Raw genomic sequence first — 24,885 nt, forward strand, 5'->3', positions numbered from 1 at the left:
TAGGATCGGGGCGCGGACACCACCGAAGGAGGGGGGGTTGGGCGGCGGCCAGGTCGAGACGGAGTTCCTGCGGTCGCTCGGCCAGTTCAGCGGCCTGGTGCGGGGCATCGCCCTCGCCGTGCTCAGCGTCTTCGGCGTCCTGTCCACCCCCACGGCCGCGCTGCCGCTGGCCTTCGCCCTGCTGGGGCTCGCCCTCGTCAGCGGCGCGGCGGACTGCCACCACGCGCTCACCGGCCGCGGCGGCGCGCTCGCCTGCGTCCTGACCGTTGCCAGAGCGGCCGCGATCATCGCGACGCAGCCGTGGACGGTGCCCGGGCTGTGGGCGCCCAACGTCCTGACGATCACCGGGATCACCATGCAGTGGCAGTGGCCGCCGCGGGTCACCGTGCCGGTCCTGACCGGGCTACTGGCGCTCGAAGCCGCGGTGATCGGTGTCGCCGACGCGGCGCCGACCCTGTTCCGGGTGGTGCTGGAGTCCACGCTGGCGTGGCTGGCGTTCGCGTTGCTGGTGCGCGTCACCCGCTGGATCGAGCGAGTGCGGGACCGGCAGGCGGCGCTGGAACGGGCCGAAACCCTGGCGCTGGAGCGGCGGCGGCAGGAACGGGAGTACCTGGCGCTGCTGCACGACACGGCGTCCGCGACGTTCCTGATGGTCGCGCTGCACGACGCGGAACCGGAGGCGGTCGCGGGGTACGCGCGGCGGGATCTCGCGCTGCTGACGGGCGAAACCGGCGGCTCGGCGGCGCACGACAGCCTGGTGGACCTGGAAGCCGCGCTGCGGGGTGTCCTGGCGCAGAGCGCACTCCGGGTCGATCTCGCCTGGACACCGGTGCCGCTGCTGCCCGCGTCCGCCGCCCTGGCGGTGACGCGCGCGGTGCGGGAGGCGCTGGTCAACGTCGAACGCCACGCCGGGGTGACCGAGGCGCGGGTCGCCGTCGCGCCCCACCGGCACGGGGCCGTGGTCACCGTGCGCGACGAGGGCGCCGGGTTCGAGCCGGAGGCGGTGCCGGGGCACCGGCGCGGCATCCGCGGATCGCTCGTCGAACGCATGGCGGCGGCAGGCGGCAGTGCGACCGTGACCTCCCGGCCCGGCGCCGGGACGACCGTGCGGCTGGTGTGGCCGGATGACTGACCAGGTCCTGCTGGAGCGGGTGCTGACCGCGATCCGGATCGTGCTGCTGGGCACCACGGCGGTGCTGCAGGCGACCATGTCCGGGGCGGCCCTGTTCGGCAACCGCTCCGCCTACCACCCGCTGTGGCTCGCCGAGGCCGCGTTCGCCGTCCTGGCGCTGGTGCTCGTGGTCGCCGCGGGCTGGATCCTGCGCGGCCGCCGCGTGCCGGCCGGGGTCGCGCTGCCCGCCGCGGGCGTGGTGCTGCTCGCCTCCGCCTCGGCGACCGCGACCACCCCGCCCGAGTGGTACCTGCTGACCCGGCACTGGGCGTTCGGTCTGGTCGGCTGGCACCTGCTCGTGTTGCTGCTCGAACGGACCCGGCCGTTGCTGGCCGCCTTCGCGCTGCACGCCGCGCTCGGCACCACGCAATTCCTGCTGGTGGTGCCCCTGGACCGGGTCTCGCTGGGGGAGACCGCCATCGCGATCGTCAGCGTGCTCGGGTTCCAGGTCGCGATCGGGCTGATCACGCAAGTGGTGCTGCGCCGGCTCCGCGCGATGGCCGGCGTGCTGCGCGAACGGGACCGGGCCGCCACCCGCGCCGCGCTCGCCGAGCAGTGGGAGCGCGACCAGCGTGTCCGCGCCGCGGAACAGCTCGGCACCCTGCTGCCGCTGCTCGCCGGGCTCGCCGACCGCACGCTCGACCCGCGCGCGGACGAGGTGCGCCACCAGTGCGCGCTCGCCGCGGCGCGGCTGCGCCGGCTGTTCGCGGAGAACGATGACGTGCCGGACCCGTTCGTGCACGAGCTCGCCGCGGCGATCGACGTCGCCGAGCGCCGCGGGGTGGTGGTGTCGTTCGCGGTCAGCGGGGAGGCGGTGCCGGTGCCCACGCACGTGCGCCGCGCGCTGGCCGATCCGGTGCTGACCGTGCTGTCGGCGGCGGGCACACGGGCCAGGGTGAGCTTGTTGCGCACCGCCGGAGAGGTCCGGCTCGCCGTGATCGCCGATCGCGCCGTCATGACCGGGAGCCCGCCGCGTTCCCCCGACGTCGAAGTGGTGCTGCACACCCACGGCGACCGGACCCGCTTGGAGGCGAAATGGCAGGTGACGAGCTGACCGCGGTGGTCGTGGACGACCACCCGGCGGTGCGGGCGGGCGTCGCGCACTGGCTCGCGTCGGGCAGCCCGCCGATCCGCACGGTCGCCGAGGGGGACGACGTGCGGGTCGCGTGGCTCGACGGCGCGGACGCCGACGTGGTGATCCTCGACCTGCACCTCGGCGGCGCCACGCCCGCGCTGGGTGACCTGCGGAGGCTGGCCGCCGCGGGGCGGCGCGTGGTGGTGTACTCGATGCGCGCCGACGACGACATCGCGCTGCAGTGCCTCGAACTGGGCGCGCTGTCCTACCTCACCAAGGCCGAGGGCGCCGAGCACCTGGTGGAAGCCGCCCGCGCGGCGGCAGGCGGGCGGCCGTACACGCCGCCGTCGCTGGCGGGCGCGCTCGCCGGTGACCGCTCCGCGAACCGGCCCGCGCTGTCCGCCAGGGAGACCGAGGTGCTCGTGGAGTGGTTCCAGTCGGAGTCCAAGGACTTCGTCGCCCACCGCCTCGGGATCTCGCAGAACACGGTGAACTCGCACCTGGAGCGGATCCGCGTCAAGTACGCCCAGATCGGCCGGGAGGCGCCGACGAAGGCCGCGCTGGTGGCGCGGGCGATCCAGGACGGCTTGATCAGCGTCGACGACCTGTGAGTGCTGTGGTGCGAACGGCCCACACGGCGGATGGTCCGGGCGGGTTAACGTCCGCGTGAGGGGGCTCGCCGGACCGGGAGCCGAGGACGTTCAGGGGTGGCGTGTGCGGTCGAGGGGCGTGCTGCGGCTGGTTGCCGCGGCCGTGCTGGCGGTTCTGGTGACCTCGTGCGCAGGGGAGGACGAGGAACCGGAGCGGCCGCGGGCGACGGTCAATCCCGCGTTGCCCGCGGCCGCCGCGCTCACCGACCCGGCCACCCCGGTCCCGGCGGGCGCTTTCGGCGTGGTCAAGCTGCACGCCGGCGGTGACACACCGCCGGACAGCGTGCTGGCGCTGCGGATCGGCAAGGTGCGGCGCGGCGAGGCCGGTGACTTCCGGGACGTGCGGGGGCTCGGTGCGAGCACGCAGGCGGTGCGCGATGCGGTGCCGTACTACGTGAACGTCCACTTCGCCGTCCTGGCGGGCGATCCGCACGCGAACCCCCTCACGAAGATCACCGCGACCGATCCGGCGGGGGGCTACGCGCACGCGCTGAGCGTGCCCCGCTCGCTGGAGAAGTGCGAGGATCCCCCCACCGAGCAGGGCGTCACCGAGTTGCGGGCCGAACAGGTGCGTTGTGCCGTCCTGTACTTCGACGATCCCGCGGCCGTCCCGGCCGGGTTCGTCTACGTCGACCGCACGGCCTATCCGGAGGGCGACCACGCCGTCCGGTTCGCGGCCTGAGGTTCTTTCCACGTGAGGAGTTCCATGAAGCACGTCCGTTCCGTCCTGCTGGCCGCCCTGGTGGCTCCGGTGTTGCTGACCGCGTGCGGCAGCGACGACGAGTCCGCCGCGCCGGCGCCGAGCACCACGACCGCGCCGAGCAGCGCCTCGGCCGAGTCGTCGCAGCCGTCCGCGCCGGCGAGTCCCGCGGCGGCGGGGGAGACGACCGCGCCGGGCAGCGAGCTCAAGGTGGGGGAGCGGGCGGTGGTGCCGTTCGAGTACGGCAACTCGAAGTCGGGCACCATCGCGATCACCGTGACGGCCATCGAGCGCGGGGAGAACGCGGACCTGGCGGCCTTCGGCGACCGCGCGAAGGGGCTCACCCCGTTCTACGTGCGGGCGACGGTGGAGAACGTCGGCGGCACCGACCTGTCCTACAGTTCGGTGCGCCTGCGCGGCCTCGGCGCGGACGGGCGCTCGACGGGCGTGATCATCAGCGGGGACACCGCCAAGTGCGAGTCGGAGAGCGCCGGCCGGGAGTTCACGACCGCGGGCGCGAAGTACGAGACGTGCGTGCTGACCGCTGCCCGCGAGGGGGCCAGCGTGACCGCGGCGGAGTTCAGCGACGGTGACGCGTACGAGGATTCGCCGGTGGTCTGGAAGGGCTGAGCCTGCCGTCTTCAGGGGCCGGGTGGAGGGCACTCCACCCGGCCCCTTTCTGCATGCTGCCTGTTCAGTCGTCCGCGCGTAGTCCGGCGAAGGCGGCGTCGATCGCCGCGGTGGCTGTCGCCGGGTCGGTTCCCGTGCGCGTCAGGAGCGAGGTTCCCTGGGCGAGGACGAGCAGGAGCTGCGCCTGCGCTTCGGGTGGGGAAGCGGTGCTGACTTCCCCGCGTTTCTGGGCCTGCCGGAGCGGCTCGATCAGCAGGTCGGCGAACCGGGCGAACGCGTCGGTGACGAGGGCGGTGGCTTCGGCGTCGTGGGGGACGAGCTCCGCGATGGTGTTGCCCATCATGCAGCCGTGCGGGGCCTGCGGATCGGACGCGACGGTTCCGAGTTGTGCGGGCATCACCAGGACCTCGCGCAACGCGGGAAGCAGCGGGACCTGCGTGAGCGCTGACCGGAGGGTCTTCTCGTACTCGGCCCAGTACAGCTTCACCGTCTCGAAGTACAGCCGGCGCTTGTCGCCGAAGGCGGCGTACAGGCTCCCGCGTTCCAGTCCGACGCCGTCGACGAGCGCCTGGATCGAGGTTCCGCCGTAGCCGGACGCCCAGAAGATGCCCTGCGCCGTGGCCAGCGCTTCCGCCGGGTCGAACGCTCTCGGCCGTCCTGTCCTTGCCATGTCCCCAGTCTACGACTTCTTGACTGCGCGTTCAAGAAGTCGTAGGGTCGCGGACGACTTCTGGAACGCTTGCACGGAAATCGGGGCGTTCCCCGGCACAGACAGGAACCACTATGAAAGACCTGCGCACCTACGGTGCCTACGCCGTCGTCACCGGAGCGTCCTCCGGCATCGGCGAGCAGTTCGCGCGGCAATTGGCCGCCGCGGGCGTGAACCCCGTCCTGGTCGCGCGCCGGAAGGACCGCCTCGAGGCGCTGGCCGCGGAGCTCTCCGGGGCCTATGGCGTCGACAGCAAGGTGGTCGTGCTCGATCTCATCGACGACGGCGCGGTCGACGAGCTGTCGAGGCAAGTCAGCGGCCTGGACGTCGGGATGGTCGTCGCGAACGCCGGCATCTTCCACGCCGGTCCGTTCGTGGGCAACGAGCTGTCCGACGAGCTGGATGTCCTCGCCCTCGACGGGGCGTTGCCCATGCGGCTGGCGCACCGGTTCGGGCGGGAGTTCGTCGGCCGCCGTCGCGGTGCCCTGATCCTGGTGGCGTCGAGCCTCGCGGCCAGTCCGGTGCCCTTCCAAGCCAACTACGCCGCGGTGAAGGCATATGTGCTGTCGCTCGGGCAGGCGCTCAACCACGAGTGGAAGAAGCACGACGTGGACGTCCTCGTCGTCTCCCCGGGGCCGACGCGGACCGAGGGGCTGGACAACGCGGTCGGCATCGATTTCGGCAAGCTCGGCGGGCGCAAGATGGACCCCGCGGTGGTCGCGCGCACGGCATTGCGGAAGCTCGGCCGGAAGGCGCACGTCATTCCCGGCCTGATGAACAACCTCGCCGACGTGGCGGGGAAGTACCTGCTGCCGCGGTCGACGTCGGTCCGGTTGTACGGGCGGATCATCGAGCAGGCCCTCACCGGACCGGGGACCGCGGCATGAGCCGGGCCGTCCTCCGTGGACAGTTCGGCGGGCCGGAAGTGCTTCAGGTGCGCGAGGTTCCCGAGCCCCATGCCGGTCCGGGCGAGATCCGTGTCGCCGTCCGCGCGGCCGGGCTGAACCCGATGGACTGGCAGATCGCCGGTTCCGCACGCCACGCGGCCAGGTTAGGCATCACCGGGCCGTCCGGTTTCGGCTGTGATCTGGCCGGCGTCGTGGACGAGGTCGGGCCTGGTGTCACCGAGTACGCCCCGGGCGACCGCGTGTACGGCGGGGTGCTCGTCGGCGCGGTCGCCGACCACGTCGTGCTGCGTGTGCCGCCGGCGCCGCCGAACCTGGTGCTGCGCACCCCGGACGGCATCGACGACGCCACCGCGGCGGCGTTGCCCACCCCCGGGCTCACCGCGGCAGCCGCCCTCGACGCGATTCGCGTCGGTCCGTCGGACACTGTCCTGGTCGGCGGCGCCGCCGGCGGTGTGGGCGTTCTGGCCGCGCAGCTTGCCCGCTTGGCCGGCGCGTCCGTGATCGGCACCGCGTCTCCGGGAACGTTCGACTTCCTGAAGCGGCTCGGCGCCGTGCCGGTGGCCTACGGCGCCGGCCTCGCGGACCGGGTACGCGCACTCGCCCCGGACGGCATCACCGCCGCAACCGACCTGCACGGCACGGAAACCGCCGAGACAGCCCTCGCGCTCGGCGTGCCACCGGCGCGAATCTCGACCATCGCCGCGGACGGTCGGCTTCCGGGCGTGCACGCGACGGGCGCCTTCGCCGCCGACCCGGCCGCGCTGGAGCGCATCGCCGACCTGGTCGCCGCCGAAGCCGTCACCGTGCCCATTGCGGCGTCGTTCCCGCTCGACCGGATCCGGGAGGCTGTGGCCCTGCAGGCTGGGGGCCACGTGCACGGGAAGATCGTCGTGACGCTGTGACCGTTCGGGCCCATGTGGCAGGACGCCTCCAGCCCCCCGACGACCGCTCCGGAAGGGCGCCGATTGACGCTCTCGGCGGCTCACCCTCCGGGCCGTCGGAGACGGGGTCCTGCTGGGAGCGGGCTTCCTCTCGAGCCGATCACCGAAGCCGTTGGTGAGTTCGTTCGGACCCGGCGGCTGCCAGGTGTTGCGCCCTGGAGGGATCTGCCCATGCTGAGCGAGCCGGTCGAAGACCTCCGGCCTCCCCAAGCCCGGTGACATCACCCCCGGATCCGCCGGGACTGGTGGAAAGGGACTGCCGCCTCCGGAAGGCAGGAGGCAGCAGCCCCGGGACTGAGTTCAGCGGACGCTGTTGCGGCGGCGGCGCAGCGCGAAACCGCCACCGGCGAGCGCCAGCGCCCCCGCCGCCAGCGGCGCCGCGAACATCGGCACCACCACGGTCGTCACCGTGTTCGAGTTGTCGTTGCCCGGGTTCGGATCCTCCTCGTTGCCCCGCACCTTCGCGGTGTTGAACAGGGTCTCCACGCTGCCGTCGGCCGTGCCGGAGACCGTGATCGTCGTGCTGTCACCCACACCGAGCGAGCCGCCGGTGCAGGTCAGCACCATGTTCGCCACTCCGCAGCCGGGCGAACTCGTCGTCACGTTCGTCAGGCCCGCGGGAATCGAATCCGTCACGGTGTAGCCGGTCGACGTGCCCGGGCCGTTGTTCAGGACCGTGAGCGTGTAGGTGACGGTCTCACCGTTGTTCACCTGCGCCGGACCGTCCTTGATGATCCCCAGGTCCGTCGGCTGCGCGACGCACGAGGTCGCGTCGTTGCCGCCGGAGGCCGGGCCCGCCTGCGTGGAGATGATCTGGAAGGCCGGGCTCGCCGAGGCGGGGTTGGTCACCTGCAGCCGGTAGAGCGTGCCGTTGTTCTCGTACATGCCGAGGTCGCCGTTGCCGTAGGCGAACGCGCCGCCGAAGGTCCCGGCGGGCAGACCGGCGTTGAAGTTCTCGACCGCGCCGGTGTTCGGGTTGACCCGCGTGACGGTGCCGTTGGTCGCGACACCCCACAGGTAGCCGTCGGCGAACACGAAGTCGGCGTACGAGGTGCTGCCGTTGAGGTCGATGCGCTTGACCACGCTGTTCGTCACGGGGTTGACGACCCAGATGTACGGCGCGGTCCCCATCGTGACGTAGAAGTTGCCCTGGTCGTCGAACGTACCGACGTTGTAGCCGGTGATCGTCACCCCGTTGACGACGGTGCCGGGCGCGGGCAGCCCGGCCGGTGGGCCGAAACCGGTCGCGGTGCCGTCGGAGTTGATCCGCCACAGCCCGCCGTTGGTGCCCCGGATGCCGTAGAGGTAGTTGTCGACCGTGTTGTAACCGATCGCGTTGTAGTTGTCGATCGCCGGAGCCCCGATCGGGCTGAAGGTGATGTTGCCTTCGCCGAAGGTGCCGCCGTAGAGCTGTCCCTGCGTGTTGTTGTTCACCGCCTGCGCCAGGAAAACCTGGCCGGTGCAGACGAACGGCGCGGCCGACGCCGTGCCCGCGCCGGTGAACACCAACCCGCCCGCCATCGCGGACGCGGCCAGGGTCAGCATCCCCGCGCGCTTCAACTGTTGAACGACCACTGATCTTCCTTCCGGTGTGCGGAACGGTCATCCGGAAGGACAGGACGTCCTGGCGCGAACATGTCGCGTTCCCCCGCGAAGGGGAGGTCCGCCGGGGTGTCCTTTGTGGCTGTCGCCTCTCCTGCCGCTCGGGGCAAGGGGCGCCCGTTCGTCAGGTTCCCCGCGCGGGCTCCTGTCTGCCGTCGAGTGCGGCCGCGGTCATGGCGACGTGCCGGGCCAGTAGCTCGGCCGCGGTGTCGGCGTCGCGGGCCAGCGCCGCCTCCTCGAGCCGGCGGTGTTCGTCGGTGCCGTCCCGATCGGGATTGCGCTGCGTCGACCAGCGCCGGGCCAGTTCGCTCGCCGTCCACATCCGGTCGAACGTCTCCAGCAGGACCGGGTTGCCGCAACCTTCCAGCAGCGTGCGGTGGAAGACCCGGTGAGCCTCCGACCACTCGCTGCTGTAGTACTCGCCCTCCTCCGGCGCCCATACCGGGGTGCGGACCAGGCGGTGGTGGGCGGCTCGCACCCGGGCCTCCCAGTCGAGGTCCCCGCGTTCGATGGACATGCGCAGCACGGACGGCTCGACGATTTGGCGGGCTTCCGCGATTTGCTGCCAGCGGCGGTCCGAGAAGGTCACGACGGCGAAGCCGCGGTTGGGCAGGCGCTCGGCGAGCCCGTCGCCGACCAATTGCACGAGCGCCTCCCGCACGACCGCCAGGCTTACGCCCTGTTGCTGGGCGAGTTCCTGTGGTTTGAGGGCGGCCCCGGGGCCGTGCTCGCCGCGCATGATCGCGTCCCGAAGGTGGGCGTAGACCTGCTCGGAGAGCATCTGCTTCCCCGGCGTCCGGGATGTGGTTGCCATGCCCGAAGCATAGACGATCCGGACGATAATCGATTATCCGTGTTATCGTCGATCTCGTGCGGCGAAGTGCGCCGCCAAGACGGTCTGAGAGGAATGACGCGATGAGCGCCAATGACCCGTTCGCCCGCCTCCCGGAGGTGGCCTCCTTCACGCTCACCAGCACCACCGTCGCAGACGGTGCCGCCTGGTCGCGCGAGCAGTACTCCGGCCTCTTCGGAGTGCCGGATGGGAAGGACGTGTCCCCGCAGTTGTCCTGGCGCGGGGCACCGGAGGGCACCAAGAGCTACGCCGTCACCGTTTACGACCCCGACGCGCCCACCGGTTCGGGGTTCTGGCACTGGGCGGTCGCCGACATTCCCGCCGCGGTCACCGAGCTGCCCGAGGGCGCCGGCGACGAATCCGGTTCGGGCCTGCCCGCCGGCGCCTTCCAGCTGCGCAACGATGCCGGTCTGGCTCGCTTCATCGGCGCCGCGCCGCCCGCCGGGCACGGGCCGCACCGCTACTTCGTCGTGGTGCACGCCCTTGACGTGGAGTCCGTGGGCGTCGCGGCCGACGCCACCCCGGCCGTCCTCGGCTTCACCATGTCCGGGCACACCCTCGGCCGCGCGGTCCTGATCGCCACCGCCGAAATCCCCGCTTGACGGGCAGCATGTCCGGACGGATCGGCACCACGGAGATGTACCTGCGCGTCATCCTGGAGCTCGAGGAGGAAGGCGTGGTCCCCAGGCGAGCGCGCCTCGCCGAGCGCCTGCACCGGAGTGGCCCCGCCGTGAGCCAGACCGTCGCTCGCATGGAGCGCGACGGCCTGCTCCACGTCGCCGCCGACCGGCGCCTCGAGCTGACGGAGGAGGGCAGGCGGATCGCCACACGTGTGCTGCGCAGGCACCGGCTCGCGGAGTGCCTGCTGGTCGAGGTGATCGGGCTGGAGTGGGAGCACGTCCATGCCGAAGCGGCGCGCTGGGAGCACGTGATGAGCGAGGCCGTCGAACGCCGCTTCCTGGAGCTGCTGCGTCATCCGACGGCGTCGCCCTACGGCAACCCCATCCCGGGCCTGGAGGAACTCGGCGGGACGAGTGGCAATGTCGACGAGACCACGCTCAGCCTCAGCGCGCTGGAGCCAGGACCGAGCGGTGCCAGCGCGCTCGTGCACCGCATCGGGGAGCGGATCCAAGCGGACACCCGGCTCCTGAACAGTTTGCGGCGCGCCGGGGTGCGGCCCGGCGCGGTCGTGAGCGTGAGGTCGTCACCCCACGGGGTGTTCGTCGGCACCGGCGGGGAGACCGCCGAACTCCGACCGCAGACCGCGTCGCAGGTCTACGTGGTCAAGCGGTGACCTGGCTCGTCGGGCCGGCAACGGGGCCGGCCTCGACGAGGTGGTTTGAATTCGGAGGCAGTTGTCGCGATTCCGTGCCTCTGCGCTGTTGCAGCAGAATCGCTGCTACGGCGACCCGCCGCCGCAGCGTTAGAGGGGATCCGATGGCCAGCCGCCCGTGGGGTGGTTTGAGCTGACGGCGTGCCCGGGGCACGTGCCGTCCCTGGCCGAGCAGTGGGGGCGGCTGGCCGCTTGGCGCAGGCTGGCGAAGGACCTTCCGCCCGGCGTGGACCCGTGGGCCCGCGACCACCTCGACGAGCTGGTGGCGGGGGAGGCGCGCGCGATCGAGCTGGTCGCCGGTGGGCACCTGGTGCACACCGACCTGCACTCGCTCAACATCCTCGTCGCCGACGATGGTGCCCGGGTTGTGGATTGGGCCTGGTCGCGGCGGGGCAACCCGGCCGTGGACACGGCGTTCCTGATACTCCGGCTCATCGCTGCGGGCCACGAGCCGGACGCGGCGGAACGGTGGGCCGAGGCCGTGCTGTGCTGGCAAGGCACTCCCGCCGCCACGCGGACCGCGTTCGCCATCGCGATCTGGGGTATCTGGCAACTGCTCGAACGGGACCACCCGCTGCCACACCGCGCGGCACTCACTGCTGCTGCGCGGGCCTGGGCGCTTCACCGCCTTGACCAGCGCGATCAAGACCCGACCGGCGGTGACCAAGGTTGACTAGCTTGGGTTGGTCAAGTACCTTCGACCTGGTGGAACGGACGGTGAAGGTGCAGGAGGCCAAGACGCGGCTGTCCGCGATCCTGGCTGACGTCGAGCGGGGCGAGGAGGTCGTCATCGCGCGCGGCGACGTGCCGGTGGCCCGGCTGGTGCCGTTTCAGGAACCACCGGAAAGGGAGCTGGGTTTCGTCCCCTACCGCGTTCCGGACTCGTTCGACGAGCCGCTTCCCGAGGACGAACTCGCGGCATGGGAGTCGTGACGCCGCGACGGTTGATGCTCGACACGCACGTGCTGCTGTGGGCGTTGACCGAACCTGACCGGCTCTCCGATCAGGTCCGCGCCGCGGTCGCCGATCGCCGCACGGAGTTGTTCGTCTCCGCGGCCTCGGCGTGGGAGATCGCGACCAAGCAACGACTGGGCAAGCTGCCGCAGGCCGAGGTGCTGGTGCGCGCGTACCGGCAGCACCTCGCGCGACTGGCGGTGGACAGTGTGCCCGTCACGGACGAGCACAGTCTTCTCGCGGGCTCGATGGAGTGGAAGCACCGCGACCCGTTCGACCGGATGATCGCCGCACAGTGCATGACGGAATCGCTGCCACTAGTGACCGCCGACGACGCCTTCCAGACCGTGGCCGGGGTTCAGGTGCTGTGGTGACCGAACCGAGTTGACCAAGCACCGCGCCGGAGAGCGCACACTGGCCCTCACCGGACACGAACTGTGGGAGGCGCTCCGGACGCGTGGCTGACCGGCCCGCTTCCGGGCGCCCCCGCTACACGACGATCCTCATTGGATTCTCGATGATTCCCCGGAACGCCGTCAGCCACCGGGCGGCGAGGGCGCCGTCGAGGGCGCGGTGGTCGCCGGAGAGGGTGACGGTCATCATGGTCGCGACGCCGAGCGCACCGTCCTCGTCTACGACAGCGCGCTTGGTCGCGGCGCCGACGGCGAGGATGCCCGAGTGCGGCGGGGAGATGATGGCCGCGAAGCGCTCAATCCCGTACATGCCGAGGTTCGACACCGTGAACGAGCCGCCTTCGAGCTCGGCTTGTTTGAGCCGGCCCGCACGGGCGCGGGTGGCCAGGCTCGCGGTCGTCCGGCTGATGTCGCTCAGCGAACGGCTGCCGACATCGCGGACGACCGGCGTGACCAGCCCGCCGTCGACGGCCACCGCAACCGCGATGGACACCGACTCGAACCTGCGCACCGCGTCGGGCGTCCAGATCACGTTCGCTTCCGGCACCTCCGCGAACGCCACGGCCACGGCCTTGACCACGAAGTCGTTGACCGAGGGCGTGACCGCGATCGACGGGTCGTTCTTGATCGTCTCCCGCAGCCGCAGCAGCGCGTCCACCCGGCAGTCGGCCTCGAGGTAGAAGTGCGGGACCGTGTTCTTGCTTTCGGTGAGCCGCCGGGCGATGGCGCGCCGCATCCCGGTGTGCGGGACGTCGACGTGGCCGTTCTCTCCCGCGGGGATGCTCGCCGGCTCCACCTCAGCCGGGGGCGGACTCGCCTGCGGCACGGCGGCGGGCTCGGCCCGCGCCGCGAGGTGACGCTCCAGGTCCCGGCGCACGATCCGCCCGCCGGGACCGGATCCGTTGATCGCGGCCAGCGCGACCCCGTGTTCCCGGGCGAGCTTGCGGACCAGCGGGGTCGCGAACTGCCGCTGCGGGGGCGCGGGCGGCTCACCCGCGGCGTCGTCCGGCGCCGGGGGTTTGCCGGACGGGGCTCCCGGTTCGGCGAAACCAGCCATGGCGGCGTCCACCGACTCGCCGTCCTCGGCCAGGACGAGGAGCGGGGTGCCGACGGGGACCGAGGCGCCGCTGTCCACCAGGACTCCGGCCGCGACGCCACCGCGATCGGCTTCGATGTCGACGGTGGCCTTGTCGGTCTCGATCTCCGCGACGGCCTGGCCCGCGGCGACTTCGTCACCGGGGGAGACGTACCAGGTGAGCAGCACCGCCTCGGCGGCACCGGCGAGCAGTTCCGGCATCCGGATGACGGCGGGCATCAGGCACCCCCGCCCAGCTCGGTCCTGCACCGGCGCAGCGCCGCGACGATGTCGCCAGTTCCGGCGATGGCCGCGGCCTCGAGGACTCGGGAGATGCTCGGACTCGCGTCCGTGCCGGTGACGCGCTGGACCGGCAGGTCGAGCCAGTCGAAGTAGCGGCGCTGGATCTCGTCGGCGAGCCAGCCGCCGTAGGAGGTGCCCCTGGCGCCCTGTTCGACGATGAGCACCGCGTTGGTCTTGCGGATGCTGGCGCCGATGGTGTCCCAGTCCAGTGACGCGCGGTCCAGCCAGCGCAGGTCGATCAGCTCGGCGTCCACTTCGGACTGGGTGATGGCTTCGGCGGAGCGGCCCACCATGGACAGGTAGCTGAGCACCGTGACCTCCGACCCGGTGCGGCGTACCGCGGCCTTGCCCAGGGGCAGGAAGTAGTCGAGATCGTCCCGCGGCACCTCCTCCCGCAGCGGGTAGAGGTCGACGTGCTCGATGACCAGCACCGGGTCCTCCAGCGCCAGGGCGGTGTTGAACAGTCCGATGTAGTCGGCCGCGGTGGACGGGGCAACGATCCGCCATCCCGGGCTGGTGGCGAAGATCCCGGCCGGGTCCATCAGGTGCTGCGAACCGTAGCCGGTGCCCATCGCGACCTTGGTGCGCAGCACGAGCGGAACGGTGTTGTGCCCGCCGAACATGTGCCGCGCCTTGCCGATCTGGTTGAACACCTGATCCGCGGCCACCCAGAGGAAGTCCGGGTACATGAACTCGACCACGGGGCGGAACCGGCCGTCCAGCGCCATCCCGCCGGCCAGGCCGGCGAACGCGTTCTCGCTGATCGGGGTGCCCAGCACGCGGTCGGGCGCGACCTTGAGGGCCTGCTTCGTGACCCCGTTCGTGCCGCCGCCGAGCCGGTGGACGTCCTCGCCGAGGACGACGACCCTGGGGTCGGTTTCCATCCGGCGGGCGAGCACGTCCGAGGCGATGCCGACGAACCGGGCGGAGGTCGTGGGGCCGTCGTATCCGGCCGGATCCAGGGTGCGGACGCCGGCCAGTTCCGCGGCGTCGCCGCGCAGCCCCTCGTCGACGGTCGCCGGGTCCGGCCACAGCGCGGGCCGGATGCGCCGCTTCCCCTCGTCGTCCGGATCGGGTTCGAGCAGCTCCGCGGCGACCTTTCGCATCGCCTCCAGCGCCTGCTCACGGACGCCGTCCGCGGTCGCCTGGTCGAGGTGGCCGAGGTTCCGCATCTCGGTCGCGACCCTGGCGATGGGATCACGTTCGCGCCAGGCGGCCTCTTCCTCCTTGGAGCGGTAGCCGAACGCGCTGCCGGGATACGCCCCGTTCTGGTGGTAGTACCGGTACACGTCGGCCTCCACCAGCACCGGGCCGTCGCCCGCGCGCATGATCTCTTCGGCCTGCGTCATCACCAGGTGCACCGCGAGCGGGTCCATCCCGTCGACCTTCCAGGACGGGATGCCGAAACCGAGGCCACGCCCGGACAGCCGGTCTTCCCGCGTCACCTCGGCGACCTGTGTCGAGACCGCGTAGAGGTTGTTCTCGATGAAGAAGCACAGAGGCAGGTTCCACGCCGCCGCGAGGTTCATCGTCTCGAGCGCGGACCCGATGTTGACCGCGCCGTCGCCGAAGTAGCTGACCGTGATGTCGTCGGTGCCGGCCCGTCGTTGCGCCCAGGCGTTCCCGGCGGCCAGCGGCACTCCGCCGCCCACGATCGCGTTGCTGCCGAGGGCGCCCGCCTCGAGCCACTGCAGGTGGATGGAACCACCGCGGCCACGGCTGAACCCCTGTGCCAGCCCGAGGATTTCGGCGAGGGTGCGGCGGAGCAACGCGAGCACGGCGTCGTCGACCAGCGCGTCCAGGTCCGCCTTGCCGCCGGTGAGGTGGGTCAGCGACTTGGCCAGGAACTGGTGGTGGCTGCGGTGTGAGCCGTTCATCCCGTCCGAGGTGCGCAGCCCGATGGCCGAACCGACGGCCCCGCCCTCCTGACCGATGCTCGAGTGCGCCGGACCGTGGACCAGTCCCTCGGACGCGAGTTCCAGCACGGTTTCCTCGAACGCCCGGATGAGGTGCAGCTGGCCGAGCATCCCGGCCAGCAGGGCCGGGTCCGCCTCCTGCCAGTCGGCCCGGGTCGTGCTCAGGTGCACCCAGGGCCGGATCGGTTCCAAACGTCGTTGTCGTGGCATCAGCTTTCCTCGCGGTCCTCGATCCAGGAAAAGGCATTTCACGCCGAGCGCGCGTCATCAACCCTAGCCACAGATCGGATACAATCACAAGAGTTGCTCAGGCGGTGTCCAGGCTTGACACGCGTAACCCGGCGGCTAATGTATCCAATCAACGGTGCGAGGAGGACCTATGCCACTGCCTGGGCTGCGCGGCGCGGAACACGTCGGCTTCACCGTCCCCGACCTCGAGGAGGCCGATGCCTTCCTGGTCGGCGTGCTCGGGTGCGAGCGCGTGTACGAACTCGGGCCGTTCGTGCACGACGACGACTGGATGCGCGAGCAGCTCAACGTGCACCCGCGTTCGGTGATGCGGAAGTTGTACTTCTACCGGTGCGGGTTCGGCCCGAACTTCGAGGTCTTCCAGTGGGAGGCGGCCGACGGTCAGCGCGAGCAACCGCGCAACAGCGACATCGGTGGCCACCACATCGCGTTCTACGTCGACGACCTCGACGAGGCGGTGGAGTACCTGCGCGGCCGTGGCGTGCGCGTCCTCGGCGACCCCGTCGCGAGCGCGAACGCGAGCGCGGGTCAACGCTGGGTCTACTTCCTCGCCCCCTGGGGGATGCAGTTCGAACTGGTCAGCTTCCCCGGTGGCAAGGCCTACGAGGCCGACACGACGGTGACCCTGTGGCACCCCGCGGACCCGGCACGTTAGGCATCATGTCGCCATGACCGAGGAGCACGAACCCAGCACCGGGAAAACCGGCGTCGGCAACACCAGCCGCCGCATCGCCGACGCGGTGCGCGCCGCCATCCTCGCCGGTGAACTGCCGCCCGGCAGCCGCATCCGGCAAGAGGAGATCGCCGAGCGGTACGGCACCAGCCGCATTCCCGTCCGCAGCGCGCTCAGCATCCTGGAGGCCGACGGCCTGGTGAAGCTCGTGGCGAACTCGGGCGCCTGGGTGTCCCAGTTCGACCTGTCCGAATGCGAGGAGTTCTACCGGATCCGCGAGCAGATCGAGCCGCTGCTGCTGCGCGCCAGCCTGCCCGGGCTCACCCCCGAGGTGTTCGACCAGATGGAATCCCTGGCCGACCGGATGGCGGCCACCAGCAGCGCCGAGGAGTTCCTCACGCTCGACCGTGAGTTCCACGGCCTGTCCTACTCCGGCGCGAAGACCGTCGTGCTCGACGAGATCGTGCAGCGGATGTGGAACATGACCCACCACTACCGGCTGATGTTCACCCGGGTCTTCCTGGAACAGGGCGACACCATCGTCCACGACGAGCACCGCATGCTGGTGCGCGCCCTGCGGGAGAACGACGCGGACCAGGCGAGCCTGGTCGCCCGCGGCCACATCCGCCGGACCCGGCTGCAACTGGCACACCACCCCGAGCTGTTCTCGGCTCACCACAGAGGTTGAGCCCCACGCAGAAAGGCACGAGATGACGACAACCGCCGGCCCCCCGGTCACCCGCCCCATCGCCGTGACGAACCCGGCCACCGGCGAGGTGGCCGACCGGTTCGCCGCGCACGATCCCGCCGAGGTGGAATCGCGGGTGCGGGCCGCCCACGAGGCCGCCCGGCGGCTCCGCGTCACCGGCTACGCCACCCGGGCGTCCTGGATGCGGCGGGCGGCGGACATCCTGGACGCCGACGGCGAAGAGGTCGCTCGCGGCATCGTCATCGAGATGGGCAAGACGATCGGCCAGGCCCGCGCCGAGATCGCCAAGAGCACGCGGACCATGCGTTTCTACGCCGAGCACGCCGAGGAGTTCCTCGCCGACGAGCCGTTGCGCGCACCCGAGCGGGTCGGCGCCCGCCGGGCCCTCACGAAGTACCAGCCACTCGGCGCCGTGCTGGCGATCATGCCCTGGAACTACCCGATCTGGCAGGCGATGCGGTTCGCCGCCCCCGCGCTCATGGCAGGCAACGCCGGCCTGCTCAAGCACGCCTCGAACGTGCCGCGGTCCGCGCTGTACCTGGACTCGCTGTTCACCAGGGCCGGCTTTCCGCCCGGCGCGTTCGGCTCGCTGCTGATCGGCTCGGAGGCGATCCCGAGCATCATCGCCGATCCCCGGATCGCGGCGGTCACCCTGACCGGCTCCGAAGGCGCCGGGCGCAGCGTCGGTGCCGCAGCCGGCCGCGCCATCAAGAAAACCGTGCTCGAACTCGGCGGCTCGGACCCGTTTCTCGTGTTTCCCAGCGCCGACGTCGAGCGGGCCGCGACCACGGCCGTGGCGGCGAGGATGAACAACAACGGCCAGTCCTGCATCGCCGGAAAACGCTTCATCGTGCACACCGACGTCTACGCGGAGTTCGCGGCGCTGTTCGCCGGGAAGATCGCCGCGCTGTCGGTCGGCGACCCGCTGGGGGAAACCACCGACATCGGTCCGCTCGCGACGCTGAGCGGCCGGGACGAGCTCGCCGCCCAGGTCGAGGACGCCCTCGCCCACGGCGCGCGGGTCCTCGCCACGGCGGCCGTCCCCGCGGACAGCCCCGGCTGGTATTACCCGCCGACCCTGCTCGAGAACGTCGGCCCGGAGTGCCGGCTCTTCCAGGAGGAGGCGTTCGGCCCCGTCGCCGTGCTGTACCGGGCGGCCGACGAACAGGAGGCGGTCGAGCTGGCCAACGGCACGTCGTTCGGGCTCAGCTCCGCGGTGTGGACGGGCGACGAGGAACAGGCCCGGCGCATCGCCGACGCGCTCGAAGCCGGCGCCGTGTTCGTCAACGGCATGTCCGTGTCGCACCCGGAACTGCCGTTCGGCGGGGTCCGCGACTCCGGCTACGGGCGCGAGCTGGGGGCGGCGGGCATCCGCGAGTTCTGCAACCTCAAGACCGTCTGGATCGGGTGACACCACAGGAAAAAGCCGCCGGCCTTTCCGGGCCGGCGGCTTCTTCGTGCTCGCGCTCAGTCGAACGGGGTCCGGCGGCCCTCCCGCACGTAGTCCCCGCTGCCGGAGATCTGGTCGTCGCTGTGCACGGCCTTGCCCTTGGCGAGGTGACCGAACATCTGGATGCCGAACCCGCCGTCGAGGTCGTCGACGATCCGCTTCTTCCACGGGCGCCGGATGATCTGCGTGGTCAGGCGGCGGACGGTCCGCGGCTGCCGCATGATGTGGTCGGCGATGACGTGCGCGCGCGTGACCAGCTCGTCACGCGGCAGGACCTCGTTGACCATGCCGTACTCCAGCGCGGTGGCCGCGTCGATCGCCTCACCGGTCAGCAGCGCGTAGGCGGCACGCTTGACGCCCAGCAGTTCCTGGAAGCAGCTGTGGATTCCGTCGCCCGGCACCGAGCTGATCCCGTAGTGCAGGTCGTAGATGCGCGCGTCCTCGGCCATCAGCGTCAGGTCGCACATGAGCAGCACCTCGGAGTGGTACCCGTCCCCGTTGATCAGGCCGATCGTGGGGATCTCCAGGTCGTTGACCAGGCTGCTGACGTTGATCCGGCCGTCCTTGTAGGCGTACTCGTAGGCCCAGTACTCGAGGTCGCGCTCCTCGATCTCGAACCCCTTGGGGTCCGAGCCCATCATCCAGTCCCGCCCCGTGCCGGTAAGGATCAGCACCTCGTTCTCCGGGTCCGCGCCGACGGTCTTGAGGAACTGACCGAGCGCACGGTGGTTCTCCACGCTCAGCTTGACCGAGTCACCCCGGGTGTGGGCCTGGGCGAACAGCACGCCGTCGTCCCGGCGATCGAGCAGGAAGAAGTCCTTGAAGTGCTCCTTGTACTCGGCGAACTTCGGCGTGGGCAGGAATTCCTGAAGTGACATGTGCGGGTAGCTCCCTGTGGTCGGAAAGCGGTTCAGTTCGTGAGCGGTTCGGTGGCGCGTCGCCTGGTGATCTCGGCGACGCACGCCCAGTCCAGGTCCTCGCCGACGTGCTCGATGGCCGATTCGAAGACCTCGCGCAGCACTGCTCCGGTCGGCAGCTCCACGCCGAGAGTCTCGGCGGCGCGGATCGCGAGCATGAGGTCCTTGTGCCCCAGCGTGGTGGTGAAGCCCGGCGGGGTGTACGTGCTCGTCGCGATCGCGCGCCCGTAGCCGCCGTAGACCGGTCCGGGGAAGATCGAGTCGTTGATCACCTCGACGAACTTCCCGGTGTCGATGCCGGATCCCTCGAGCAGGGTCACCGATTCGGCGAGCGCCTGCAGGGCGTGCACGATCAGGTAGTTGGCCGCGATCTTGACGGTGGGCGCGGCGTCCACGGCGGGCCCGAAGTCCCACACCCGCTTGCCCATCGCCTCGAGCACGGGCGTCACCGCGGCCAGGGTCCCCGGGTCGCCGGAGGCGAGCACGGTCATCCGCCCCGCCGCGACCGCGTCCGGCCGCCCCAGCACGGGGGCGCTGAGGTAGTGACAGCCGTGCTCGCGGGCGAGCCGGTCGAACCCGGCCGCCGCACCCGGGCTGACGGTCGCGTGACCGACGTGGACGAAACCGTCCGGCGCGGCTCGCAGCCGTTCGCCCGTGAACACCGCGCGCATCGCGTCCTCGTTGCTCAGCATCGAAAAGACCAGGCCGGTGGCGATCGCGTCCTCGGGGCCCTCGCCCCGGGTCGCACCCCGTGCGCAGAGCTCGTCGGCCTTGCTCGGCGTCCGGCTCCAGACCGTGACGTCGTAACCGGCCTCGAGCAGGCGTGCCGCCATCGCGGAGCCCATGTGGCCGAGCCCGATGAAACCGACACGCCGATCCGCTGTGGACATCACCCATCTCCTCCCAGAAAAGCGGCCGCGTTGCGGGCTCGCGCGGCGTGCAGGCGCCGCACCGCGACCGTACGGTCCATGACGAACTGCATCCCGACGACCAGGAGCAGCAACGCCCCGGTCGCCAGGCCCGTGACGTAGGTCGGGGCGCCGGCTGCCGTCGCCCCCGCGCCGACCACGCCGAGGATCAGCACGCCCAGCACGACGTTGACCGCGTTGCCGCGACCGCCGTACAGGCTGATTCCGCCGATGAGGCAGGCGGACACCGCGGCCAGCAGCAGGGTGGAGAAACCCCGCGGATCCGCCGAGCCGCCCTGCAGGCAGGCGAGCGATCCGGCGAGCCCGGCACAGGCGCCGGAGAGCCCGAACGCCAGCGTGAGCGAGCCGGTCACGGGGACACCGGCCGCGCGTGCTTCCTGGCGGGCTCCACCGACCGCGTAGATCTCCCTGCCCCACCGGGTGTACGCGAGGAAGACACCGAGCAGGACGAGCACGGCGATGCCGGTGAGCGTCGCGGGCGTGAGCAGCCACCACTGCCGCAGCAGCGGATCGGTCGTGGTGAGCTCCGCCAGGCCGATCGGCCGCTCGCGGGACAGCACCAGCGCGATCCCGCTCAGCCCGATCAGGGACCCGACGGTGACGACCAGCGAACTGATCCGCAGCCACGCGATGAGCAGCCCCTGACTGACCCCGAAGACGAGCCCGGTCGCGGTGCCGAGCGCGATCGCGGGGACCAGCCCGAGCTCCCCGGCGCGGATCGCGACGACACCGGCCAGCGCCGCCATCGAGCCGATCGAGAGGTCGAGCTCGCCCGCGATCATCGTGACCGCGACTCCCGCGGCGGCGATGCCGACGAGGGCAACGCCGTCCAAGGTGCCGAACACCGCCGACGAGGCGGTGAAATCAGGCACGGTCACCGCCAGGAACACCACGAGTGCGACCAGCACCCCCGCCTGGACCCCGTAGGCCCGGCCGGCTCTGCCGACGGTCCGGGAAGTCATGACGCCCACCTCCTGGCCAGGTGCAGGACGGCCACCACCACGATGATCAGGATGCCCTCGCCGAGCACCCGGACCCCGGTGGTCAGACCGTGCAGGAGCAGCACGTTCTGCAGCACGACGATCACGAGCGCACCGGCCGCCGAACGGACCGGCGAACCGTCGCCACCGCTGACCGCCGTGCCGCCCACCAGCACCGCCGCGACGGCGTCGACGGTCAGCTCGGACAGGTTGTTCACCGTGACCTGCCCGAGCTGGCTCGCCGAGAACACACCCGCGACGGTGAACCCGACCGACATGATCACGAACGCCCACGCGGTGGCGGACCGCACCGAGATGCCGCTGGTCACCGCGGCCTCCCGGTTCGCGCCGACCAGTACCAGACGGCGGCCGGGAACCGTCCTCTCGACGAACAGCCAGACGAGTCCGGTGAACGCCACGAACACCCAGACCGGCAGCGGGATCGCCAGCAGCGTCGTGGCCGCCAGCGCGCCCACACCCGAGGCCGGCGCCGAGATCACGGCTCCGCCGGTCACCGCCGCCACCACGCCGTAGATCAGGGCTCCGGCGGCGAGTGTGGTGACCACCGGGTTCAGTCCCGCCGCCACGGCAAGACTCTGCACCAGGCCGATCACGACGAGCGTGACGAGCGCGAGCAGGGCGCCTGCCACGAGGGAGCCGCCGTGCGCGGCGACGGACATGAACAGGATCGACGCGAGCATCGCGGACTGCCCGGTGCCCAGGGAGAAGAGGTTGCCGGAGAGGGTGATCGCCGTCATCCCGACCGCGGCGATCCCGGTCACCGACGTGTTGATCAGTACTCCGCGCAGGTTGTCGAAGGTGAGGAAATCCGGTGTGGTGGCCGTCGCGACCGCGACCAGGACCACGAACACGACGGGCATGGCCCACCGGCTCAACTGCCGTGCGGTGCCGGCGCGCCTGGCGACCGGGACCGGTACGGAGACCTCGGTCATGACGTCACCTCTTCACCCGCCGGCACCGGCCGCGTGTTCCCATCGTGCATGACCTCGCGCACGAGCGCCTCCTCCGTCCATTCCGAACTGGGCCGCACCGAGGACAGGACGCCCCGGTGGAAAGTGCCGATGGCGTCACACAGCCCGAAGACCTCGCCGGTGTCCGAGGAGCTGACGACGACGGCCATCCCCTCGTCGGCCAGCGCGCGCAGCCGCCGGTAGATCTCGGCGCGGGCGCCGACGTCCACGCCTCGCGTCGGTTCGTCGACGAGCAGGACCTGGGGATCGCGGCCCAGCCACTTGCCGACGGCGACCTTTTGCTGGTTGCCGCCGGACAGGGTGCCGACCTGCACGGGCAGCCGCGCGGTGTCGATCGCGAAGTGCTCTGCCGTCCGTGTCGCGATGTCGCGTTCCCGGCGCGGGAACACCACCCCGAGCCGGGACACCCGCCCGAGCCACGCCGAGGACAGGTTCCGCTGGATCGACAGCCCGGCGAAGATGCCGTCGCGCTTGCGATCCGGCGAGCAGTAGGCGATGCCGCTGGCGATACCCGCCCGGCGATGGCTGAGATCGACGCGCTTGCCGTCGAGCTCGACGGTGCCGGTCAGCGACGGCGCGAAACCGGCCAGCGCCCGGAGCAACGCGGAACCACCGGCACCGAGCTGCCCGGTGAGGCCCACGATCTGGCCCCGCCGGACGGCCAGGTCGACCGGCGCCGCCAGCCCGGGCGTGGTGAGCCCGGTGATCTTCAGCCGGACCGGGGCGTCCTCGGTGTCCCCGCGGTCGGGGAACATGTCCCCGAGATCGCGGCCCAGCATGCGCCGCACGACGTCCTCCGGCGTCAGCTCCGCGGTCACCGCCGGGTCGAAACTGGCGCCGTTGCGGAAGATCGTGACGCGGTCGCTGATCGCGAAGACCTCGTCGAGCCGGTGGGTGATGTAGAGGATGCCGGCGCCTTCGTCGGCGATGGACCGGACGATCTTCAGCACTCGCGCCGCTTCGGCCTGCGACAGCGCCGCCGTCGGCTCGTCGAGGATGAGCACGGTGGCCGACCGCGCGAGGACCCGGGCGATCTCGAGCAGCTGCAGCTCCGCGACCGAGAGTTCCTCGGCGGGCGTGCGCGGGTCCAGGTAGCCGAGCCCGACCCTGGCCAGCAGATCCTCCGCGCGGCGGCGCAGGAAACCGCTGCTCCACCACAACCGCACGCCGCGCCGGCCGAGCAGCAGGTTCTCGGCGACGCTGAGGGCGCCGACAGTGCTGTATTCCTGTTGCACGACGGCGATACCGGCCGCCTGCGACGCCCCCGACGACGACAGCTCGACGGCTCGCCCGTCCATCCGGACGGTGCCGGAGTCGGGCCGCACCAGTCCGGAAAGGACTTTCACGATGGTGCTCTTGCCCGCGCCGTTCTCGCCCAGCAGAGCCATGACCTCACCCGGGCGCACTTCGAGGCGGACCTCGTCGAGCGCCTGCACGGCGCCGTACCTCTTCGACACGCCATCGACTTCCAGGCGCGGGATCACGTTCGCCGCCATCAGAACTGCAACTCCTGGACGGTGCGGCCCCACACCCGCAGGGTGTTGACGTTGTGCGGGGTGATGGCCGGGTTGGGCATGTAGGTGAAACGGGACGGTGCGGCGGCGGTCACGGGTGGCTGGTCGGCCGAGGCAGGCAGGCGGTCGACGCCGTCGACGACCCGGCCGGTGGCGAGGTACCGCGCCGCGGTCTGGATGGCGAGGATGCCCTCGATGACGGGTGACTGCAGCACCGCGGAATAGATCAGCCCCTGCTTCAGCGGCTGCTGGTCGCCCGAGAAGTCACCCACCACGACCGTCACGTCCTCACCTGGTCGCAGGCCGCCCTGTTGCAGCGCCTTGACGGCCCCGGTGCCGATGTTGTTCGACCCCGCCACGACGAAGTCGATGCCGGCGGCCTTGTACTTCGACAGGATCTGGCTGGTCGCGGTGAACCCGCCTTGCGCGTCGGGGCTCTTGACGTTTTCGGTGGCCAGCACGTTGAAGGTGTCGCCGACGCGGTCGAAGAACGCCTGGTGCCGCACGATGCCGGTCTCGTACCCGGTCGGATACGTGATCTCCAGCAGATTCGGTTTCCCGCCGGGGCCGTGGAACGTGACACCGCGGCTGCGCGCCTCGGCCACGGCCTGCAACGCCATGTTGCCCATCTCGGCGCCGATCGCCTCGTTGTCCTGCCCGGGCCGGGCCGTGATGTAGGGGCCGGCCTGTGGCAGCACCCGGCCGTTGAGCTGGATGACCGGCGCGCGGGCCGCCAGCAGGCGCGCGGAGTTCACCCCCGTGTCGTTGTTGGCGGGCCAGTACACGAACGCCGCGGCGGGTTTGCCGGACGCGAGGAACTGCCGCACCTGCTGGTTCTGCTGGGTCTGGTCGAAGTTGTTGTCGATCACGTCGAGCCGGTAGCCCAGCCGGCCGGCTTCCGCCCGCATCGCCTTGATCTCGGTGCTGATGTAGCTGTTGGCCGTCGAGACGACGAAGGCCACGATCGTCGCGCCCCTCCCTTCCACGGTTCCGGTGCCGGTGACCTTCGCGGGCACGACGGCCGCGTCACCGCAGCCCGACAGGAGGAAGGCGGTCGCAGTGACCGCCGCGAGGAGCACGGCTCGGTACCAGCGGGTCATCGTCGATCCTTTCTGCACCAGTGCAGCCAAGCGAGGAGGCGAGGCTAGCATTGGATACATTCGCGCGGCAATACGCGGCAAACTTCAAGCTCGCCTGGCGTGCGATCCGTTAATCGGATACATTTGGGTGGTCTTGAGT

The 24,885-nt window shown here is 71.2% G+C and carries 26 protein-coding genes; 15 read left to right on the forward strand and 11 right to left on the reverse strand.

Features of this window, described 5'->3' with window-relative positions:
• The first annotated feature begins 37 nt into the window (after positions 1-37).
• The 5 genes from ABZ193_RS01985 to ABZ193_RS02005 all read left to right on the forward strand — a co-directional run bounded on the left by ABZ193_RS01985 (position 38) and on the right by ABZ193_RS02005 (position 4,226).
• Complete coding sequence (locus ABZ193_RS01985) at positions 38-1,132, forward strand: ATP-binding protein (RefSeq protein ID WP_020415754.1); 1,095 nt, start codon at positions 38-40, stop codon at positions 1,130-1,132.
• Positions 1,125-2,225 (forward strand): hypothetical protein, encoded by a 1,101-nt coding sequence (locus tag ABZ193_RS01990; protein ID WP_020415753.1) that lies wholly within the window; start codon positions 1,125-1,127, stop codon positions 2,223-2,225. The genes ABZ193_RS01985 and ABZ193_RS01990 overlap by 8 nt, the downstream gene beginning before the upstream one ends.
• On the forward strand, positions 2,207-2,857 hold the full coding sequence (locus ABZ193_RS01995; protein WP_020415752.1) for a response regulator transcription factor: 651 nt from the start codon (positions 2,207-2,209) through the stop codon (positions 2,855-2,857). The genes ABZ193_RS01990 and ABZ193_RS01995 overlap by 19 nt, the downstream gene beginning before the upstream one ends.
• A gap of 118 nt (positions 2,858-2,975) precedes the next feature.
• Positions 2,976-3,578, forward strand: coding sequence for a hypothetical protein (locus ABZ193_RS02000; protein WP_354708492.1), 603 nt, complete (start codon positions 2,976-2,978; stop codon positions 3,576-3,578).
• A gap of 24 nt (positions 3,579-3,602) precedes the next feature.
• The gene (locus ABZ193_RS02005; RefSeq protein ID WP_020415750.1) at positions 3,603-4,226 is read left to right on the forward strand and encodes a hypothetical protein; all 624 of its coding nucleotides are present in this window, start codon (positions 3,603-3,605) and stop codon (positions 4,224-4,226) included.
• 64 nt (positions 4,227-4,290) lie between these two features.
• Here the strand turns inward: ABZ193_RS02005 and ABZ193_RS02010 are convergent, their stop codons facing one another.
• Positions 4,291-4,896 (reverse strand): TetR/AcrR family transcriptional regulator, encoded by a 606-nt coding sequence (locus ABZ193_RS02010; protein ID WP_354708493.1) that lies wholly within the window; start codon positions 4,894-4,896, stop codon positions 4,291-4,293.
• 113 nt (positions 4,897-5,009) lie between these two features.
• On the opposite strand from ABZ193_RS02010, the gene ABZ193_RS02015 reads away from it, so the two are divergent.
• Together ABZ193_RS02015 and ABZ193_RS02020 are read left to right on the forward strand one after the other, a co-directional pair.
• Positions 5,010-5,822: an SDR family NAD(P)-dependent oxidoreductase gene (locus ABZ193_RS02015; protein WP_354708494.1), complete on the forward strand. Its 813-nt coding sequence runs from the start codon at positions 5,010-5,012 to the stop codon at positions 5,820-5,822.
• The gene (locus ABZ193_RS02020) at positions 5,819-6,745 is read left to right on the forward strand and encodes an NADP-dependent oxidoreductase (protein ID WP_354708495.1); all 927 of its coding nucleotides are present in this window, start codon (positions 5,819-5,821) and stop codon (positions 6,743-6,745) included. Before ABZ193_RS02015 ends, ABZ193_RS02020 begins: the two co-directional genes overlap by 4 nt.
• A 339-nt stretch (positions 6,746-7,084) precedes the next feature.
• Here ABZ193_RS02020 and ABZ193_RS02025 read toward each other — a convergent pair whose 3' ends face one another.
• Together ABZ193_RS02025 and ABZ193_RS02030 are read right to left on the reverse strand one after the other, a co-directional pair.
• A complete protein-coding gene (locus tag ABZ193_RS02025; protein ID WP_354708496.1) occupies positions 7,085-8,359 on the reverse strand; it encodes a DUF11 domain-containing protein in 1,275 nt (424 codons plus the stop codon).
• 151 nt (positions 8,360-8,510) lie between these two features.
• Positions 8,511-9,167, reverse strand: coding sequence for a GntR family transcriptional regulator (locus tag ABZ193_RS02030; RefSeq protein ID WP_354708553.1), 657 nt, complete (start codon positions 9,165-9,167; stop codon positions 8,511-8,513).
• A 134-nt stretch (positions 9,168-9,301) separates the two neighbouring features.
• On the opposite strand from ABZ193_RS02030, the gene ABZ193_RS02035 reads away from it, so the two are divergent.
• The 5 genes from ABZ193_RS02035 to ABZ193_RS02055 all read left to right on the forward strand — a co-directional run bounded on the left by ABZ193_RS02035 (position 9,302) and on the right by ABZ193_RS02055 (position 11,900).
• Complete coding sequence (locus tag ABZ193_RS02035; RefSeq protein WP_354708497.1) at positions 9,302-9,841, forward strand: YbhB/YbcL family Raf kinase inhibitor-like protein; 540 nt, start codon at positions 9,302-9,304, stop codon at positions 9,839-9,841.
• Positions 9,842-9,849: 8 nt separating this feature from the next.
• Complete coding sequence (locus tag ABZ193_RS02040) at positions 9,850-10,533, forward strand: metal-dependent transcriptional regulator (RefSeq protein WP_354708498.1); 684 nt, start codon at positions 9,850-9,852, stop codon at positions 10,531-10,533.
• A 157-nt stretch (positions 10,534-10,690) separates the two neighbouring features.
• On the forward strand, positions 10,691-11,245 hold the full coding sequence (locus ABZ193_RS02045; protein ID WP_354708499.1) for a hypothetical protein: 555 nt from the start codon (positions 10,691-10,693) through the stop codon (positions 11,243-11,245).
• 32 nt (positions 11,246-11,277) lie between these two features.
• A complete protein-coding gene (locus ABZ193_RS02050) occupies positions 11,278-11,505 on the forward strand; it encodes a type II toxin-antitoxin system Phd/YefM family antitoxin (protein ID WP_020415736.1) in 228 nt (75 codons plus the stop codon).
• A complete protein-coding gene (locus ABZ193_RS02055; protein WP_039791030.1) occupies positions 11,493-11,900 on the forward strand; it encodes a type II toxin-antitoxin system VapC family toxin in 408 nt (135 codons plus the stop codon). Before ABZ193_RS02050 ends, ABZ193_RS02055 begins: the two co-directional genes overlap by 13 nt.
• A gap of 115 nt (positions 11,901-12,015) precedes the next feature.
• Here ABZ193_RS02055 and ABZ193_RS02060 read toward each other — a convergent pair whose 3' ends face one another.
• Together ABZ193_RS02060 and ABZ193_RS02065 are read right to left on the reverse strand one after the other, a co-directional pair.
• Positions 12,016-13,254 (reverse strand): dihydrolipoamide acetyltransferase family protein, encoded by a 1,239-nt coding sequence (locus tag ABZ193_RS02060; protein WP_020415734.1) that lies wholly within the window; start codon positions 13,252-13,254, stop codon positions 12,016-12,018.
• Positions 13,254-15,443 carry an alpha-ketoacid dehydrogenase subunit alpha/beta gene (locus tag ABZ193_RS02065; protein WP_027935512.1) on the reverse strand — a complete coding sequence of 730 codons (2,190 nt, stop codon included), beginning with the start codon at positions 15,441-15,443 and terminating at the stop codon, positions 13,254-13,256. Before ABZ193_RS02065 ends, ABZ193_RS02060 begins: the two co-directional genes overlap by 1 nt.
• A gap of 169 nt (positions 15,444-15,612) precedes the next feature.
• On the opposite strand from ABZ193_RS02065, the gene ABZ193_RS02070 reads away from it, so the two are divergent.
• From ABZ193_RS02070 to ABZ193_RS02080, 3 genes are read left to right on the forward strand one after another with little or no spacing between them, the layout of a single operon-like run.
• Positions 15,613-16,137: a VOC family protein gene (locus tag ABZ193_RS02070; RefSeq protein ID WP_020415732.1), complete on the forward strand. Its 525-nt coding sequence runs from the start codon at positions 15,613-15,615 to the stop codon at positions 16,135-16,137.
• A gap of 13 nt (positions 16,138-16,150) precedes the next feature.
• Positions 16,151-16,843, forward strand: a complete 693-nt coding sequence (locus ABZ193_RS02075) for a GntR family transcriptional regulator (RefSeq protein ID WP_020415731.1) — start codon at positions 16,151-16,153, stop codon at positions 16,841-16,843.
• 22 nt (positions 16,844-16,865) lie between these two features.
• Positions 16,866-18,275, forward strand: coding sequence for an aldehyde dehydrogenase family protein (locus tag ABZ193_RS02080; RefSeq protein WP_354708500.1), 1,410 nt, complete (start codon positions 16,866-16,868; stop codon positions 18,273-18,275).
• A 56-nt stretch (positions 18,276-18,331) separates the two neighbouring features.
• On the opposite strand, the gene ABZ193_RS02085 is transcribed toward ABZ193_RS02080, so the two are convergent.
• Genes ABZ193_RS02085 through ABZ193_RS02110 form a run of 6 tightly spaced genes read right to left on the reverse strand, consistent with a single transcriptional unit; the run spans position 18,332 to position 24,746 of the window.
• Positions 18,332-19,192 carry an enoyl-CoA hydratase/isomerase family protein gene (locus ABZ193_RS02085; protein ID WP_020415729.1) on the reverse strand — a complete coding sequence of 287 codons (861 nt, stop codon included), beginning with the start codon at positions 19,190-19,192 and terminating at the stop codon, positions 18,332-18,334.
• Positions 19,193-19,224: 32 nt separating this feature from the next.
• Positions 19,225-20,121, reverse strand: a complete 897-nt coding sequence (locus tag ABZ193_RS02090) for an NAD(P)-dependent oxidoreductase (RefSeq protein WP_020415728.1) — start codon at positions 20,119-20,121, stop codon at positions 19,225-19,227.
• A complete protein-coding gene (locus ABZ193_RS02095) occupies positions 20,121-21,122 on the reverse strand; it encodes an ABC transporter permease (RefSeq protein WP_020415727.1) in 1,002 nt (333 codons plus the stop codon). The genes ABZ193_RS02090 and ABZ193_RS02095 overlap by 1 nt, the downstream gene beginning before the upstream one ends.
• The gene (locus ABZ193_RS02100; protein WP_354708501.1) at positions 21,119-22,093 is read right to left on the reverse strand and encodes an ABC transporter permease; all 975 of its coding nucleotides are present in this window, start codon (positions 22,091-22,093) and stop codon (positions 21,119-21,121) included. Before ABZ193_RS02100 ends, ABZ193_RS02095 begins: the two co-directional genes overlap by 4 nt.
• On the reverse strand, positions 22,090-23,628 hold the full coding sequence (locus tag ABZ193_RS02105) for a sugar ABC transporter ATP-binding protein (RefSeq protein ID WP_354708502.1): 1,539 nt from the start codon (positions 23,626-23,628) through the stop codon (positions 22,090-22,092). Before ABZ193_RS02105 ends, ABZ193_RS02100 begins: the two co-directional genes overlap by 4 nt.
• A complete protein-coding gene (locus ABZ193_RS02110) occupies positions 23,628-24,746 on the reverse strand; it encodes a substrate-binding domain-containing protein (RefSeq protein ID WP_354708503.1) in 1,119 nt (372 codons plus the stop codon). Before ABZ193_RS02110 ends, ABZ193_RS02105 begins: the two co-directional genes overlap by 1 nt.
• Positions 24,747-24,885 lie beyond the last annotated feature (139 nt).

Source organism: Amycolatopsis sp. NPDC006125, assembly GCF_040614195.1.
In the GTDB taxonomy this organism is placed as follows: Bacteria; Actinomycetota; Actinomycetes; order Mycobacteriales; family Pseudonocardiaceae; genus Amycolatopsis_E; species Amycolatopsis_E tucumanensis.